Annotated in this window: 7 protein-coding genes, 1 riboswitch and 1 other annotated feature; all 7 genes read left to right on the forward strand. The window is 36.7% G+C overall.

Annotated features, from left to right (window positions below):
* Window positions 1-22: 22 nt before the first annotated feature.
* Window positions 23-9,646 carry an autotransporter outer membrane beta-barrel domain-containing protein gene (locus ACWZFG_RS00780; protein ID WP_455576906.1) on the forward strand — a complete coding sequence of 3,208 codons (9,624 nt, stop codon included), beginning with the start codon at window positions 23-25 and terminating at the stop codon, window positions 9,644-9,646.
* A 66-nt stretch (window positions 9,647-9,712) separates the two neighbouring features.
* Window positions 9,713-10,186: a YbjN domain-containing protein gene (locus ACWZFG_RS00785; protein ID WP_147667692.1), complete on the forward strand. Its 474-nt coding sequence runs from the start codon at window positions 9,713-9,715 to the stop codon at window positions 10,184-10,186.
* Between the two features lie 207 nt (window positions 10,187-10,393).
* Window positions 10,394-10,666, forward strand: a complete 273-nt coding sequence (locus ACWZFG_RS00790) for an OmpH family outer membrane protein (RefSeq protein WP_455576907.1) — start codon at window positions 10,394-10,396, stop codon at window positions 10,664-10,666.
* Window positions 10,667-10,821: 155 nt separating this feature from the next.
* Window positions 10,822-10,993, forward strand: a riboswitch (cobalamin riboswitch).
* Window positions 10,994-11,182: 189 nt separating this feature from the next.
* The gene (locus tag ACWZFG_RS00795) at window positions 11,183-13,183 is read left to right on the forward strand and encodes a TonB-dependent receptor plug domain-containing protein (RefSeq protein ID WP_455576908.1); all 2,001 of its coding nucleotides are present in this window, start codon (window positions 11,183-11,185) and stop codon (window positions 13,181-13,183) included.
* A gap of 315 nt (window positions 13,184-13,498) precedes the next feature.
* Window positions 13,499-14,056, forward strand: coding sequence for a 3'-5' exonuclease (locus ACWZFG_RS00800; protein WP_455576909.1), 558 nt, complete (start codon window positions 13,499-13,501; stop codon window positions 14,054-14,056).
* Window positions 14,057-14,106: 50 nt separating this feature from the next.
* Window positions 14,107-14,592 (forward strand): DUF523 domain-containing protein, encoded by a 486-nt coding sequence (locus ACWZFG_RS00805; RefSeq protein WP_418627134.1) that lies wholly within the window; start codon window positions 14,107-14,109, stop codon window positions 14,590-14,592.
* A 54-nt stretch (window positions 14,593-14,646) separates the two neighbouring features.
* Window positions 14,647-14,871: a binding site (T-box leader), on the forward strand.
* Window positions 14,872-14,918: 47 nt separating this feature from the next.
* The gene (locus ACWZFG_RS00810; protein ID WP_455576910.1) at window positions 14,919-17,573 is read left to right on the forward strand and encodes a valine--tRNA ligase; all 2,655 of its coding nucleotides are present in this window, start codon (window positions 14,919-14,921) and stop codon (window positions 17,571-17,573) included.
* Window positions 17,574-17,575 lie beyond the last annotated feature (2 nt).

Raw genomic sequence — 17,575 nt, forward strand, 5'->3', positions numbered from 1 at the left:
TGAGAGGAGTGTTTTAGGATTTATGAAAAAAATAGTGTTAAGAAAAAAGAAAAATTCTATAACGAAAAAGAAGTATGCTAGACTTTTAGCGATGATTTTAGGTGGATGCTTAATGACTGGCAATGTTTTTGCTGCAGATTTAGCGGCAGTTGCTTCTTCGGATTACACAAATAGTCAAGTAGGAAAAGTCACGGGGTCAAGAGTAACTACGCATGTTGATTCAGATCCATCAGCAGGCGTTATTAAAGGGTTAAATGGGGATGCCGGTTTATATGCAATTAATGAAAATGGTGAAAGTAAACTGATTTTGAGACAATATACTTACAGTACGACTGAGTTAAAACCCAATCGTGTATTGGATGTAAACGGAGATTGGAATAACCCTGATCAGACTGGAGTGATAAAAGCAGTTGCCAATATGCATGCAGCTGCCTCTAATGGAAAATATTTATTTGCGGCAGGATATGATTTAGGTCAAATTGGTGTAGCAGAAATTGCAGAAAGCTCTTTAAAAGACCAACCGAGTTTAGCTGTTAATTTAAAGAATTGCATTAATGAAAATTGTAGTGCTGGTTATGGTGAAAAGACTACGGTGCATGGTGAAGGCATTGCAGTACGGGGCGATAAACTTTACTTAGTTGCAAGTGTTAATTTGGAAGGGGGCTATGACAATTATGACAATGGATATTTATTGCAATTTAATATTAAAGATAATGGAAGTTTAGAGTTTAATAGTTATTCTAGAGTAGGTAAAAATGCGGATCAGGTACGATTAAGTTTTTATAATGATTCAGTGTTTGTTCCATTTATTGGCGGAAAGCAAAATTATGGATCTGGTAATGCGGAATCAAGAATTGATGTTGTCAAAATTTCTAATGGACAATTAAATACAACATCCCAGGCCATAAAAAAACCGGAAAATGTTAAGTGTGATTTTAGAAACTTAAAAATTTTGCCGAATGGCACAGCTTACGTAATGACCTATAATTTAGCTGCAGCAGGCAGTGGAATGGATGCGCATGTTTATAAGACGACTGTATCTAATTTGCTGTCGGAAAATCCGAAAAATTGGGAAGAAATTGTTAATGGTCAGTATGAAGGTTGGTTTGGTAAGCTGGATGCGGAGTATTATACTAAACGGCTATGGCTGGAAGCCGGCGATAAATTACAGGTATATACCGATGGCAGTACTAAGCCGATTGTTTGGAATGCGAAAGATTTTTCTACCGATGAGCAATATTCTCTGTTCAATTCAGTTGAAATCATACCTACTGATACTGTAAATGGCAAGCTTGCTCAATTAAAATTCATGGCAGATGAAGGATTGACCCAATCGTCACAAACATTGAATAAAATAATAAATTTGAATGCAACGAGTAATAGCGGTGACTATAAAAGTAGCATTACAGGGACAGCAGATGATATACAGTATAATGCAGTAACAAATGATAACAGTCATTATCATTTTGATGCGGATAAAACAATAAACTTGGGACTCGAAAAAGCAGGGGGGAATTTAGATAACAATATTTTAGCAGATATCTATGCAAATGATGGCAACGATATTGTAATTGACGCTAGTGCAAATACATTGCAATTGCAAGCTAAAAATTATATTGGAACTCCGGTGGGGATTTTTGCGGGAAATGGTAAAAATGTGAGCATTAACGCCGGAAATTTAAATATTATTACAAGTGGATATGAAGGTGGAAATAGTCTAACCAATGCTGTTTGGAATGATGCCAGTAAAGATAAAACGAGTATAATTGAAATCAATGCTCCGGTAAATATTTCGATGAGTGGCGGTCTGGGTGGAAACGGAATTGCAATACAAAAAACGGATCGCTGGGGCGAGAAAAGTAATGAAGCAAATGATAGTTCAAAGGTTATCATTCATGGAGATGTGAGCATTTTAGGTGCAGATAATACGGTATGGGGAATACCTGTAAATTCTGAAAATGTTTATTCGCGATTTAATAATGCAGGTATTTTAACGGCTGTTGATAAAAGTGAAGTCGTAATTGATGGTAATGTCGATTTTGCTGTATACGGAAATGGTGTTACGACAAATGCGAAAGATAGTAAGGTTAGTATCAATGGCGGAAAGATTGTGACTCCGTTAGCTACTCAATATGGATACTATGCATTATCATCTTATCTCGGTACCATCAATATGAATACGGGACTAGATGGAAAAACAGTAGGGAGTAATACGGTTAAACTCGATGGTGATTTATTTACACTAAATACCGGTACAATAAATCTTGCATTAACAGATAAAAATTCTTATTTAAATGGAATCATTGATAATGGTGGTACAGCAAATCTATATTTGCAAAATGGTGCCACTTGGTATAATACAAAACAGAATAATCGTTATGCAGATGATAATGAAGATATAGGCGCAGGGCAGCTTAGTCATGTAAGTCGTCTTACAGGTGGAAACACACCACAAAATCGCGGTTTGATTTATCAAAAAGACAGCAACCCGATTACGATCGATAGGTATAGCGGAAATACTTTGGCTTGGTATGATCATAATACATCATCTCCAACTGAAATAATTGGTGGGGCTATTCATATAAAATCGGCAGATTTAGATTCTACGATGACTTTATGGACAGGAAATAATGGGGTTAATACAGCAGATAGTGCTACAGATAATGAAAAAACAATTTTAAATACCGTATTGGATAATCTTGCAAAAAAACTGGTTTATGAAGGGTATAAAGGTAAGGTTGAAAATAATTTAAAAGGAACAGTTGGTATCGCGGAAGGAATGACATCTTCATCGGCGTTAAAAAGTGGGGATATCGCATTTAGTGAAATAACAGGAGAAGGGAGTTATCAAAGTGCGAGTACTCCATCAATCCCTACAGAACAGGTTACTACATCCTTTACGACAACTTTGACCGGACTTAAGGATAATGATATCCAATATGTAAATGGCGGCGTGGTTCAAAAAAATGGGACGGGACAAGAGGAATATCGTCTTACGAAAGATAGTACGATTACCGTGGATGATCAAAATGTAACGGCGAGCAATATTGGCTATTATCCGGCAGTCGTTGGAATTTTAGGCAATGGAAATGACATTACCGTTGCTGCGGAGGGAAAATCTCTGGATTTGGATTGTGTAAGCACAACGGGAACCAGTCAAGCAATCGGTGTATATACAAATAAAAACGTAAATGTACAGGCTAATAATTTGAACATTAAAGCTACTGCTGCAGGAAAAACGGCTGTAGGGATTTTTGTCCAAAATGGCGGTCAGGCTGTAATCAATGGAAATGTTGCTATGACAGTCAAAAATTCTACTGATGGTGATGCAGATGGAATTTATCTTTATAACGGCGGCTCTAAGCTCACGATTAATGGTGACCTAAATATGAAAGGAAATGGTGAAGGAGATTTAGCCTATGGGGTTTTAGCTGCTCAAAAAGGTGGGTATGGAACAAAGGTATATCAAGCTAAAGGCCTTTATATGTGCGATAACAGTACTGACGGTGGGGAAGTAAAGATTACCGGAAAAGCTGATATTGCCGTTAAAGGTACCGGAGTCGATATGCGAGGGAGCAAGAACAATAAAATAACGATTGATAATGGAAGTATTATCACACCTGAAAGTACAACCGATGAATTTAAAGCGGTTGGTATTGCAGCAGGTACTTTTAATATGGGAATGACGGATCAAGGAATTGCAAACGGGAAGGATGTAACTGTCAAAGGACAAATTTATGCTTTAGATAAAGGGACAATCAATCTCGGATTAGGTAGTAGTAATTCCTTGTTTGCGGGCGTTGTTAGTAATACGAACGGTGGCGCTATTAATTTATTTTTAGAAAAGGGTGCTACATGGGAAAATACGCTTAATTCAAAATCAGCTACTTTTAATGGCAGTCATGTCAATACAGTATCGGGTGGAAAAACAAAACAAAATCAGGGTGTAATTTCTCAAAAAGACAGCAACCCGATTACAATTGATAAGTATAGCGGATATACTACTGTTTTATATGGGCATGACAAGACAACACCGACCAATATCATTGGTGGAAATTTGACGATAAATAGTGCGTTAGGCGATAGCTTTATCACATTGCGCACGGATAATGTAGGATTAAATACTGATTCTGATAAAGCAAATGACAAAAATCTGGTAAGTGAAACGTTAAATGCTTTAGCAAATAAATTGTACTATACTGCCTATGCAAATGGAGAAAAAAATCTTAGCGGTATGGTAGAGATTGCTGAAGGGTTAACGTCTGCTTCCGCAAGGAAAAAATCTGGATCTATAGCGTATAAAACAGATGGTCAAGGACAATATGAATATACGCAAGCTGTAGATGCACCTAAAACTGATCCTATTACAAAAAGTATGACATTAACTGATGATTATGAAGCTATAGCCACAGTGGCAAACGCGTATGGTGATAAATATGTAAGTGCATTGTTTAATGGCAGTGAAAGTACATCAAAACAAAATCCAATGGTTATTGATATGGCAGGACATAATTTAACGTTGAAATCAGAAAGCCCTGACAAGATTGCAGCTGGTATGTTTGTTAGTGCAAATGATTATATCAATGTAAAAAACAATGATGCTACTAAAAAATTATCTATCAGTTCGACGATTAATGATACCCGCGGTGCAATGGGGATTCAGTTAGATGGGAATTCTCATTTAGCTATTTCAGGTGCGGTAGATATCGATGGCGTATCAACGAATGGGGATAGTGTAACAGGAATTCATATCCAGGGGCAAAATAGTGATATCAAGATTGATGGTCCATTAACGATGAAAAATATAACAGCAAAACGAGAACGAGGGAATGGGATCAATGCTGCGGGAATTCGAGTGACGGGGGACAATTCGACTGTTACGGTAAATGATATCGTTGATATTACTGGGATAAGAGGAAATGGTCTTAATACTGTTGGCGCAGATTCATCAATTTCCGTTAAGGGTGGAACGATTACTGCGGCAGAGGATGCTGATAAATCAAAACTGTTTTATGCAATTCGCGTAGATAAAGGTACTGTTAGTGTGAATATGAACGGTCAAAATGCCGGAAATACAACGACTAAAATAAATGGTGATGTCTTTGTCAACAAAGAATACGGTAAAAGAGTAGTAGAATACAGTGGTGGAGAACTTGTTGATTTTACGAAGAACGGTAATCTAAATTTAGCACTTACTGATAACCAATCTTTTTGGACAGGTGTTGCAGGGTATTCTATTGATAAAAGTGATTATGGTACTGGCGGATTTACTGCACATGATGCAGGAGATTTCAACTTATACCTTCAAAATGGCGCTACATGGACAAATCAGCAACAATCAAGTGTTAAACAACAAACAAACAATGAGGCTACTTTCAGTGGTAGTAAGGTAACAAAGTTAACGGGCGGTACTGATAAAGATCATACTGGTTTGATATTCCAAAAAGATAATCGTGATATTATGGTTGACAATTATAGCGGTAATACGAAAGTCTTTTATGAACATGAGTTGACTACGCCGACAACGATGATTGGCGGGAACATAAAAATTAATCATGCAGCAACGGATAGTGGAATTATTTTTAGTACCGATAATGCAGGAGTAACGAATGAAAATAGTAACGCAGTATTAAATGCATTGGCGAATAAGCTATATTATAACGCATATATAAGCGGAGAAAGAAATCTTATTGGTCAAGCTGAAATCACGGAAGGGCTTACTTCATCGGCAAAAGCACTCAAGTTAGTTGATATGACATTTAACGAAACGACGGGGCAAGGGGAATATAAAGTACCTGTGATTCCTGATAATCAGACTGAAACAGAATTTACGAGGGCGATTACCGGAAATAAAGAAACAAATAGCGAATATGTGGATAGTGGTGTTTTAAAAGAAAACGGAACGTATAGTTTTACTAAAGATACAACAATCAATGCGGAGAAAAACCTCATTGCTGCCGGAGCTTGGATGCCTAAGATTAGTTCGGCAATATCCGGAAGTACTGAAGCTACATCAGTGCTACTTGACATGAATAATAAAGATTTAATAATTAATACAACTACCGATACACATACGACGGGGATAACGGCAATTGGCGATGGAAAAGTAGAAATTGATCATGCCGGTAAAATAACAATAAATACCGAAAGTACGGGTGGTGGGCAGACTGCTGCATTATATACCAATGGCGGTGGTCATATAGTCATACATAATGGGGGAGAAAACCTAGAAGATAAAGTATTGACGGTAAGAGCAAATACTACAAGTATCGCGAACGGTGCAGTAATTAAATCTATGAATGGAGTCGGCGGCAAAGAATCAAGTATTATTATTGATGGGCTTGTAGATGTAGTAGCAGACGGTAATGGTGATGCGAAAAATGGAAAAGGGGCAAATGAAGGCATCAGTGCAGTTGCATCGACGATTGAAATTGGTGGAGGTAGTATCAAAGCCGTTAACGGTGCTTGGTGTGCAATTCGTGCTTATGGAGAATTTGTTTCGAATAATTACGGCACTGTAAACATCAATGTAGCGAAAGATGAACAGGGAAATATCATTGGAGCAGGCAAGAACAAGACTACGATTGAAGGTGCGATTGTAACAAATGGTGGAATGGGAACGAAAGGTAGAGTGAGCATTGGATTAAGTACGTCAGACTCCTATTGGAAAGGTGATTACACAGATGTAACGGGATATGGTGTAACACAGGGACAGTTGGGGAATGTGAATTTGTTTATGACCAATGGTGCAAACTGGACAGGATATACGAAAGGAACAATGAATGTTGATATGTCTAGCGGATCAACTTGGGAAGGATATAACGTTGGTGATAATTTCAATTTAAGTCTAAGCGATCAAGCTATTTGGAAAAATAATAATAAGACAGAAAATCCTAGCAAAGTCCAATATTTAACTGGTGCTAAAGACAAAAATAAGATTGGCTATATTCAAATGACGCAAGATGCTACGGCTAATGTGGTAATAGATAATTATAGTGGAAATACCTTAGCTTGGTATGATCATAATATAGCATCTCCGACAGAGCTAATTGGTGGTTCGATTACTGTAAAATCGGCAGCACCTGATTCGACAATGACGTTGTGGACAGGAAACAACGGTGTTAATACAGCAACGAGTGCAACCGATGCAGAAAAAGAAACGCTGAATACAGTATTAGATAATTTGGCAAAGAAATTAATTTATACGGGCTATATAGGCAAAGCAGAAGAAAATTTGAAAGGGTATGTCGGTATTGCAGAAGGCATGACTTCATCTTCGGCGATAAAGAATAGTGAAATTAAATTCAGTGAAACAACCGGTGAGGGAAGTTATGAACATCAAATTACGCCACCGACTCCGCCTATTCCACCGGTAATACCAAGTGAATTTAATACGCCAATTGGGAAGGATAACGCTAATGATGAGTACAAGGATGTAATGGATGATACTGGAAGGACATATACGTTTACGAAAGATACTAAAGTCGATGTTGACGATACTAAACAAGTGGCTGACGGTGTTACCGCAGCAGTATATAGTAATAATAAAGACACTATAATTAATGCTGAAGGTAAAAATATTGTATTAGATGCGAATGGAACAGCAAATAAATCTTATGGTATAGCTGCTACGGCTGAAAATAGCAATATAAATGTAAATGCGAGCAACGTGACAATTCATACATCCGGTAGCAATGAAAGTAGTGGGATCTATAGCGACCAGGGAAATGTAAGTATCATAAATAATATTTCAGTTCATGCGAAAAATGGGAATGGAATTTTAGCAAAGGATAATGGGAAAGTTACAATTAATGGTGATGCTGATATTACTGTAGATGAAAATAATGCACAAGCAGTTTGGGCTTCTGCCGGCACGGTTGAAATAAAAGGTGATACCACGATTAATGCAGTTAATAAAACAGCACTGCTAGCCGAGGCAGGTGGTCAAATAAAACTTGATACAACGAATAAACGTGTGAATATCACAGGCGACATTGAAAATCATGGTGGAAGTATAGCGATTGTTCCAGGGGAAGATTCTGTAATTAAAGGTACAATAAGAAATACAAGTGGTAATGTAGACATTAGTTTAGGAAAGGGATCGGTTCTAGAAGGTGGTATTGAAACAGGATCTATTCAGAGAACTTTTTCGATGATGCGTGATGTATCAGCAGAACCAATAACTAAACTTTCTTTAGTAGATGGTGCAATATGGAGGTTTAATGCAGATAAAGATGCTAATGTAAGTGACCTTGTTGGAGGAAGTAAAGGTCATGAAGGAATCATTGAACAAAAGTCTGGTCATACGATTACTGCTCATACCTTTAGTGGTAATATGAATGTAAAATATGCTAGTACATATGCTGATGGAAATTTAATGATTAATGATAATCAGGGTAATTTTGTAATTAATGGACTAAAAGCAGGTTCGAGTAATAACAGTATTACGATTTCTACTGATAATAATAATGTAAATGCATTGGATAATACTTCATGGGAAAAAACGTTAAACAGCTTGGCTAACAAAGTGCAATATAATGGCGTAATTAATGAAGATGGACGAGTAAGTAATTTGACTGGTATGGCAACTGTTAATGAAAGCATTACTGCACCATCAGCAAAAGCAGAGATATTATTTAAAAATGGGACTGATAGCAATATAATAGATAAAATTACGTTTAATAATGGTTCAAGTGGAACTATCACTTATGGTGATTATGAAACTGCGGTGATGAGTGGAGTAAAATCTGCGATGACATCAGCTGCTATGGGATGGCGCACTGAAAATAACAATCTCATGAAACGTATGGGGGATTTACGGTTATCATCCGGAGATGTTGGAGCATGGGCACGTATTTATAGAGGAAAATCTAGTAGTGATAAAAATAAAACCGATTATAAAGCAAATTATAATACTGTTCAAGTTGGCTACGATAAAGAAGTCGATGGAAATTGGCGTGTTGGTACTGCGATAAGCATTATGGAAGGTGACAGCAGCTATCAATATGGAGGTAGTGGTGATGACAAGTCTAAGAGTATTGCACTTTATGGAACATGGAATGGAGAAAAAGGACATTATGCCGATTTGATCTTGAAAGGAACGAAACTGACTAATGATTATACGGTATTCAATGCTGATGGACATCAGGTAGAAGGAGATTATGATACTTGGGGAACCTCTATTAGTGCAGAGTACGGTCGTCGAATTAAGCAAGATAATGGTTTTTATTATGAACCACAGTTAGAATTTACGTATGGGCATCTTAATGGAAGTGATTATGATGCGACGAGTGATTTCATGGATGTCAATGGCAAGTATAAGACGATGAATGTAAATCAAAGTAGTATGAATAGTTTGATAGGACGTATTGGGATAGCATTTGGTAGAGAAATGGAGAAAAGCAGTGTTTACGCACAATTATCATATAGTCATGAATTCTGTGGCGATATGAATACGTATTATGATGCTGATAATATGCCAAAAAGTACAAAGCAAGATTTTAAAGACAGCTGGGTAACATTCATGTTAGGCGGAACTTCTCAACTCAATGATAAACTTTATGCCTATGGTAATTTCGAGAAATCAATAGGTGGCGACATAAAAACTGACTGGCGTATTGATGCTGGTTTACGTTGGAGTTTCTAATTTGCAATAAATATAGACAGGGGCTATATTTAGCCTCTGTCAAAATAAAATTTAGGAGTGATATTCATGGTAGAAGCAGTACAAGAAGAAATCAAAAAAACGAGTGACCAAATGAATGAGAAAGCAGAAAACTTTCAAAAATTTTTAGAAAAAAATGAAATTCATGTGTTCAATGTAGAAGTGATGAACGATGAATTGAAGAGTGTTGTTTTCAGATCGCGCATAGAAGTGAATAGTCAGATGTTACCAATGGGTATTATTATTGACGAAAGTATTTTTACGCTTATTCGAACACAAATATTTACCGGTATTGATGAGAAAAAACAAGGGGAAATAGTTGAATTTATAAATGAAATCAATAGAGACTTTAAAATTTTTAAATACTATATAGGCACAGATTATAATTTATATCTTGATGTTTGCCTCCCATTTGTTGAGGAAACATTTGATAGTAATATGGTTCATCTGATGCTAGATATGATAGTAAAACATTTAAAGGATGCTTATCCTAAGATTATGCAGAAAATTTGGGCAGAATAATAATAGTTTACATAAAAAATAGAATTTATAATGTATATTAAGGAGCGTTTTAAGATGAAAAAAATATTTTTAGCGGTTATGGTTTCTGTAGTTTGTTTATTTGGACTTGCAAATGGTGGGATTTCTAAAGCAGAAGCAGCGGAAAGTCTTGGATATGTTAACTTGTAGGCGGTTTTTGCTGCATATCCTAATATAAATAAAGCAGAGATGACGCTACAGCAAGAACAGCAAAAATCGCAGCAAGAATATCATTCTAAGGCGGCAACGTTAAATGATGCGGAAAAGATGGCATTAGAAAAAGAATTGAACCAAGCTTTGGCGAAAAAACAATTGGAAGTCATGGAACCGATTCAAACGAAGATAAATCAAGCAATTGCTAAAGCGGCACAAGCAAAAGGAATCTATCAAGTTGTTAAAGCAGAAGAAATGCTGTATGGTGGTACAGACTTGACGAAAGACGTTATTGAGATGATTAAGTAAAAATAAGAATATAATTATAATAGGTTAAATAAAATGGGTCTCCAACCATAGAGATATTCTCTATGGTTGGAGACTTTTTCTATGTGAAAAATTTTGTAGAAAAATGTTGACTATATGACCACTATATAGTTTATAATGACAATCGTTGTTTAAAATAGCATATTTGCACAAGGGGTGCCGCAAGGCTTAATAGGGAAATCGGTAGAATCCGATACGGTCCCGCCGCTGTAAGGGGAGCAACTTCTATAATGTCACTGGAGAATTTCTGGGAAGGCAGAAGAAGCGATGAACCTAAGTCAGAAGAACTGCCCGCTGTAAGATCACCGTTAGACCTGCGACAGACAGGAAGGGGATATTGCGCTATATACTTAGTATATATTTCTGCGTAATATTTTGCCCTTTCCCAATCATGGGAAAGGGTTTTTTATTTTGTTTCAGAGGAAGCTGTAGGACCATGAAAGATTGGCTATAGATTATCCTTTGTATAGATGATGAAAGATAAAAGGGGAAGAGTAAATGTTAAGAAGTGAAAGAAATTTGTACAAAAAGATTTTTCTTACGATGTTAATGGGGACAAGTTTTGTGCTTAGTGGTGCGGTAGGACATGCGGAGGAAGCTGGGGATGTTGCGGTTAAGGAAGAAAAACCAGCAACAGAAATGAAAACAGCAACGCTTGATGAGTTTACATTAGATGAAGTAATCGTTACGGCGCAACGTATTGAAACAAAAGATTTAGACACACCGGCAACGACGACGGTAATTACCGCACAAAAGTTAAAAGATAGTGGTGCAGCGACTGTTTTTGAAGCAATTGAGCGCATTCCTGGGATTAATAGCTATTCATATGGAAATGGTGGCGGTGATTATGGCGCAATGTATTCGCGTATTAATATCCGTGGGATGGATAAGGGCACGCTCATTTTAGTGAATGGCAGTCCTGTAAACTTAATGAATTATAATAGTATGATGAGCTCTATTCCAGTAGAAGCAGTAGATCGAGTTGAAATTGTAAAAGGTTCAAATGCCGTTTTATATGGTGCAGAAGCTATGGGCGGCGTCATTAATATTATTACGAAAAAATCTGGTACAGTTGGCGGAAGTGTAACAGCGCAAACGGGCAATTATAATAAAAACTACTCCGTGGGCGTAAATGCGGATGATGTTAATATTTTTTATAAACGCGAATTCTATAATTCTATCGATGATTATAATCCACTATTTGCGACAACAACGAAAAAGACCTCAAAAGATAAAGGGACGAGAGACTCTATCTTTATGAATTATAATATTAATGATAAATTAACAATGACTTACGCATATTCAGATACAGATAGTACTTATAAACAGTTTTCCTATGATAATGCTACAAAAGATTGGACCAAGCTTACTAAAGAAAACTTATATTATGATAATAGACAAAATGTAAATTTGAGTTATGATGACACGGAGAATCAATTAAAATCTACGATTACTTATAATAAAAATAAGCTAAGAGGCTATAAAGGTGCTACAACGAATACGGATTTAAGTAGTATTGATTTTAATACGCAAAAAGCATGGGATATTAATGATGGAAAAGATACCTTGGTAGGTGGAATTAATATACATCGTGAGAGCTATACGCAAAACTATGGTGCTCATACAGGTGACTTTGATAGAGACAGTTATGCATTATACCTTTCTTATACCAATCAAATCAATGACAGATTTTCTACGACAATTGGAGCAAGAGAACATTTTGTGAAGGGAAATGAGTATGATGATGCACAAAATATCTTTTTGCCACAATTGCAAGCACTCTATAAAATTAACGATAGTACTTCCTGGTATGTGAATGTTGGTAAATCGTTTGAACTTCCGGCATCGAATTCACCTTTTTATGGATCAGCTGCCATATCTACAGCGCTTCCATTAAAACCGCAAGAAGGGTGGAATTATGAAACTGGGTTAAAAGTGATTAATGATACGGAATCTTTTAAACTTGCAGTTTTTAAAATGGATGTAAAAAATAAATTTAAATGGGTAAAAGAAAATACAGTAATTCCAGGCGGTGATCCGAATACAAGTATCCAAATCAATCGTGATAAGTTTAGAAATACGGGAGTAGAAATGGAATATACTAAAAAAGTAAATGATAATTTGCAACTTAATTTAGGTGCTTATTATGGAAATCCGGAAGCTAAGGACGGCGATGGTGACTGGACACAAGATGAAGCTAGATTGCAATTTTCTGCGGGAGCTACCTATAAAAAAGATAAATTGACGCTTGATATGGAGTGGTTTGTGACAGCAAAACGCGAAATGGCATATTATAATTATGCAGGTAATACGAAATATCAAGATCATAGAGTGCCTGACAAAATTGACTTGAATTTAACGATGCAATATGATATTAATCCGGATGATACAATTACCTTGGGCGGATATAATTTACTAAATCGTGAAAACCCGATAAATAATTCGGAAAATTGGTCTACTCCTCGTAATTATAGATTAGCTTATACACATAGGTTCTAATTTTATATAAGATGGCAGATATTAAATGATATCTGCCATTTTAATACCATTTTTGGCTATAGAAGAGGTATTGTGAGGATGTGAAAATTGAGAAAACAAAAATATAGTATATGTTTTACTGCTTTTCAGTCATTGCTTTAAGCCCGGATTTAATTATTAAGCGGGAAGGAGCAGGGGAAGAAATGATACAAAGCTATCGTGATTTGGAAATCCCTGTTTTTGTAGTATAAAGGCTTACGAATGATTTTTTGATTGCACTGATTGAGGTTATGCTGTACAATATTCTAAGTAATTTTGTCTTGTGGAAGGTAATGGATGATGAATTTTGTTGCAATAGATTTTGAAACGGCGAATCAATATCGTAATAGTGCGTGCAGTGTTGCTGTTGTTGAAGTGAAAAATGGAGAAATATATGATTCTTACTATGCATTGATTCGTCCACCGATGATGCAGTTTAATCGAATTAATATAGATATTCATGGGATTACACCGGCAGATGTGAGAGATAAACCTAATTTTTCAACAATATGGAACGATTTGAAGCCATGTTTGGAAGGCAGAAATGTCATTGCCCATAATGCGAGCTTCGATATGAGTGTGCTAAAAAGTTGTTTGACTTATTATCAGCTTACGATGCCAAATTTTTCGCATTTTTGTACAGTAAGTATGGCAAAAAAGGTTTGGCCGGAATTAGAAAATCATAAACTAGGGACTTTAGGCGATTATTTTCATATTGATTTTCAGCATCATAATGCATTAGATGATGCTAGAACCTGTGCTTGTGTTGCACTTCTTGCTGCAAAAAAATTACAGGTAACAAGTTTTCGGGAACTTATTGCTAAGTTAGGGTTACCAAATAAAAAGTTTTGTTGACACCCATAGGGCAATCTAATAGAGGATAAATTAGATAAGGGGGAAGCGAAATGATATTGGTAAGTGCGTGTTTATTAGGTCATAACACAAAGTATAACGGTGGGTCAAATGATCATCCTTTGCTGATGAAATATAATGAGTTAGGAAAATTTGTTGCAGTCTGTCCAGAGTGCTTAGGAAAACTGCCAATTCCTCATCCACCTTCGGAAATTATTGGTGGCAGTGGAAAAGATGTTTGGACGGAAAAAGCGAAAGTGATTAGCAATCAGCATCATGTGGTAACGGCAAATTTTATTCACGGAGCAGAAAGAGTTTTAGAAATTGCCAAGCAATATAAGATAAAAGCGGCGATTTTAAAAGAGCGTAGTCCATCTTGTGGAGTACATCAAATTTATGATGGAACTTTTTCTAATAAAAGAGTTTCTGGTGAAGGGGTTGCGACAGCGTTACTTAGAGAAAATGAGATTGATGTTTATTCAGAAGAAGAGATAACCGAAAAGTTATTGCAAAAATTGCTAGATGAAAATCATGCTTAAATAGGCTGATTTCTTGACAAGTGTGTTATGAAAGCAGTATAGTAATAACATATATAAAAAACGATGAAGAGGAGAGTACATTACTGTCGATTGTTTAAGAGAGGAAACTCATGGCTGGAAAGTTTCTCAATCGTGATAATGGAAAGTAGCCTTGGAGTTGCTGGGCTGAAATAATAGTAGGTTCAGTCGCGAGTGCGGCGTTATTGCAGGATGAGTTTTACAGGATGACTGTAAAAAAAGTAAGGTGGTACCACGAAAGTATGCTCTTTCGTCCTTTGAGGACGGAAGAGCTTTTTATTTTTGCAAAATTTTGGAGGTTTAATATTATGGAAGAAAAAAATATTCCGACTGTATATGATCCACAGTCCTTTGAAAAGAAATGGTATCAATTTTGGGAAGAAAATCAGTTATTTCATACGGAAGTAGAACGTGATAAGAAGCCGTTTAGCATTGTTATTCCACCACCAAATGTTACGGGTCAGCTGCATATGGGACATGCACTTGATAACACTTTGCAAGATATTCAAATTCGTTGGCGCAGAATGCAAGGTTACAATACGCTTTGGATGCCGGGATCAGATCATGCAGGGATTGCTACGCAGATTAAAGTTGAAGAAATGCTCCGTAACGAACAAGGGCTATCGCGCCATGATATTGGTCGTGAAAAATTCATTGAGCATGTTTGGGAGTGGAAACATCAATATGGCAGTAAGATTACAAACCAATTGCGCAGTCTTGGTGCATCTTGTGATTGGCAGCGTGAACGTTTTACGATGGATGAAGGATGCTCTGAGGCAGTACGTGAAGTTTTTGTTTCCTTATATGAAAAAGGTTTGATTTATCAAGGACATCGGATTACGAATTGGTGTCCGCGTTGTAGTACGGCTTTAAGTGATATTGAAGTTGAGCATGAGGATAAGCAGGGGCATCTTTATCATTTACGCTATCAAGTTGAAGGTTCAGATGAGTTTGTTGAAATTGCGACGACTCGTCCAGAAACAATGCTTGGTGATACAGGTGTAGCGGTACATCCAGAGGATGAACGCTATACGCATCTTATCGGAAAAAATTTGATTTTACCAATCGTTGGGCGTAAGATTCCTGTGTTTGCTGATGAATATGTAGACCTAAATTTTGGTACAGGCGTGGTAAAGGTTACGCCTGCGCATGATCCGAATGACTTTGAAATGGGACAAAGACATGCTTTAGAACAAATCGTTGTGTTAAATGATGATGCGACTATGGCAGATAATACAGGAAAATATAAAGGCATGGATCGTTATGAATGTCGAAAAGTATTACTTGAAGATTTAAAAGCTTTAGGTAACTTGGTGAGCATTGAAGAACATAATCATGCGGTTGGTCATTGCCAACGTTGTCATACAGTAGTTGAACCAATGATTTCCAAACAATGGTTTGTCAAAATGGAGTCGTTAGCAAAACCTGCAATGGAAGCCGTAACGAGTGGAAAAATTCAATTTGTACCTGAACGTTTTACGAAAATTTATTTAAATTGGCTAGAGAGTATTCGTGATTGGTGTATTTCTCGTCAATTATGGTGGGGTCATCGCATTCCGGCTTGGTATTGCGATGACTGTGGGGAAACTTTTGTTTCGCGTGAAGATCTTACGGTATGTCCAAAATGCGGCAAAGCACTTCGCCGTGATGAGGATGTACTTGATACTTGGTTTAGTTCTGCTTTATGGCCATTTTCTACAATGGGGTGGCCGAAAGATACCGAAGAATTAAAGCAATTCTATCCTACAAGTGTACTTGTTACAGGCTATGATATTATTTTCTTCTGGGTTGCAAGAATGATTATGCTGGGCTTGGAATTTAAACAAGAAATTCCATTTAAACATGTATTCATTCATGGGTTAGTTCGTGATTCTCAAGGTCGTAAAATGAGTAAATCTCTTGGTAATGGGATTGATCCCGTAGAAGTAATTGAGAAATATGGCGCAGATACGTTAAGATTTATGTTGATTACAGGAAATACACCGGGCAACGATATGCGTTTTTATTGGGAACGCGTAGAAGCAACGCGTAATTTTGCGAATAAATTGTGGAATGCATCTCGCTTTGTCTTAATGAACTTAGAGGGCTTTGATACTGCGTTTAGACCAAAACAAGAAGATTATACTTTAGCTGATCGTTGGATACTGAGTCGTTATGCAAAAACAGTTGCTGATGTAACAAACAATTTGGAACGGTTTGAATTAGGAGAAGCAGGACGCGCTTTATACGATTTTATTTGGAATGAATTCTGCGATTGGTATATCGAAATGGCAAAAGCACGTCTGTATAATAAAGACGCAGTTACAGCTCGTCAAACAGCGCAATATGTACTTTGTTATGTGCTTGAAAATACACTGAAATTATTGCATCCGTTTATGCCATATATTACAGAAGAAATTTGGCAACATATTCCGCATGAAGGAATTAGCATTATGGTGGCGAAATATCCATGTGGCGAAGAAGAAAAGATTGATGAATTAGCGGAAACTTCAATGAATGCAATTATGGATACGATAAAATCAATTCGTAATATGCGTGCAGAAGTGAATGTAGCCCCTGGCAAAAAGAGCGAAGTGATTTTAAGCTTTGCAACGGAGGAATTAAAACAGGTATTCCTGCAAAATGAAGGCTATTTACAAGTGTTAGCTGGTGCACAGCCGGTTGCTATCCTTGACGCTGATGCACAAAAACCGGAAAATGCAATGACCGCAGTAGTAAATGGTGTGGAAGTTTATCTACCATTAAAGGGCCTGATTGATGTAGAAAAAGAAACGGCTAGGTTGAATAAAGAACTTGCTACGCTTGATAAAGAATTAGCTAGAGTAAGTGGAAAATTATCTAATGCTGGATTTGTGGCAAAAGCACCAGCAGAAGTGATTGCCAAAGAAAAAGAAAAGCAAAAAGGTTTTGAAGAAAAACGTATTGCAATTAATGAACGCTTGACTTATTTAGCAAGCTTATAAAA

This window comes from Anaerosinus sp., assembly GCF_965318445.1.

Coding starts and splice junctions, on each gene's coding strand:
- ACWZFG_RS00780 (WP_455576906.1), top strand. CDS start 23: ATGAAAAAAATAGTGTTAAGAAAAAAGAAAAATTCTATAACGAAAAAG.
- ACWZFG_RS00790 (WP_455576907.1), top strand. CDS start 10,394: ATGACGCTACAGCAAGAACAGCAAAAATCGCAGCAAGAATATCATTCT.
- ACWZFG_RS00785 (WP_147667692.1), top strand. CDS start 9,713: ATGGTAGAAGCAGTACAAGAAGAAATCAAAAAAACGAGTGACCAAATG.
- ACWZFG_RS00795 (WP_455576908.1), top strand. CDS start 11,183: ATGTTAAGAAGTGAAAGAAATTTGTACAAAAAGATTTTTCTTACGATG.
- ACWZFG_RS00810 (WP_455576910.1), top strand. CDS start 14,919: ATGGAAGAAAAAAATATTCCGACTGTATATGATCCACAGTCCTTTGAA.
- ACWZFG_RS00805 (WP_418627134.1), top strand. CDS start 14,107: ATGATATTGGTAAGTGCGTGTTTATTAGGTCATAACACAAAGTATAAC.
- ACWZFG_RS00800 (WP_455576909.1), top strand. CDS start 13,499: ATGATGAATTTTGTTGCAATAGATTTTGAAACGGCGAATCAATATCGT.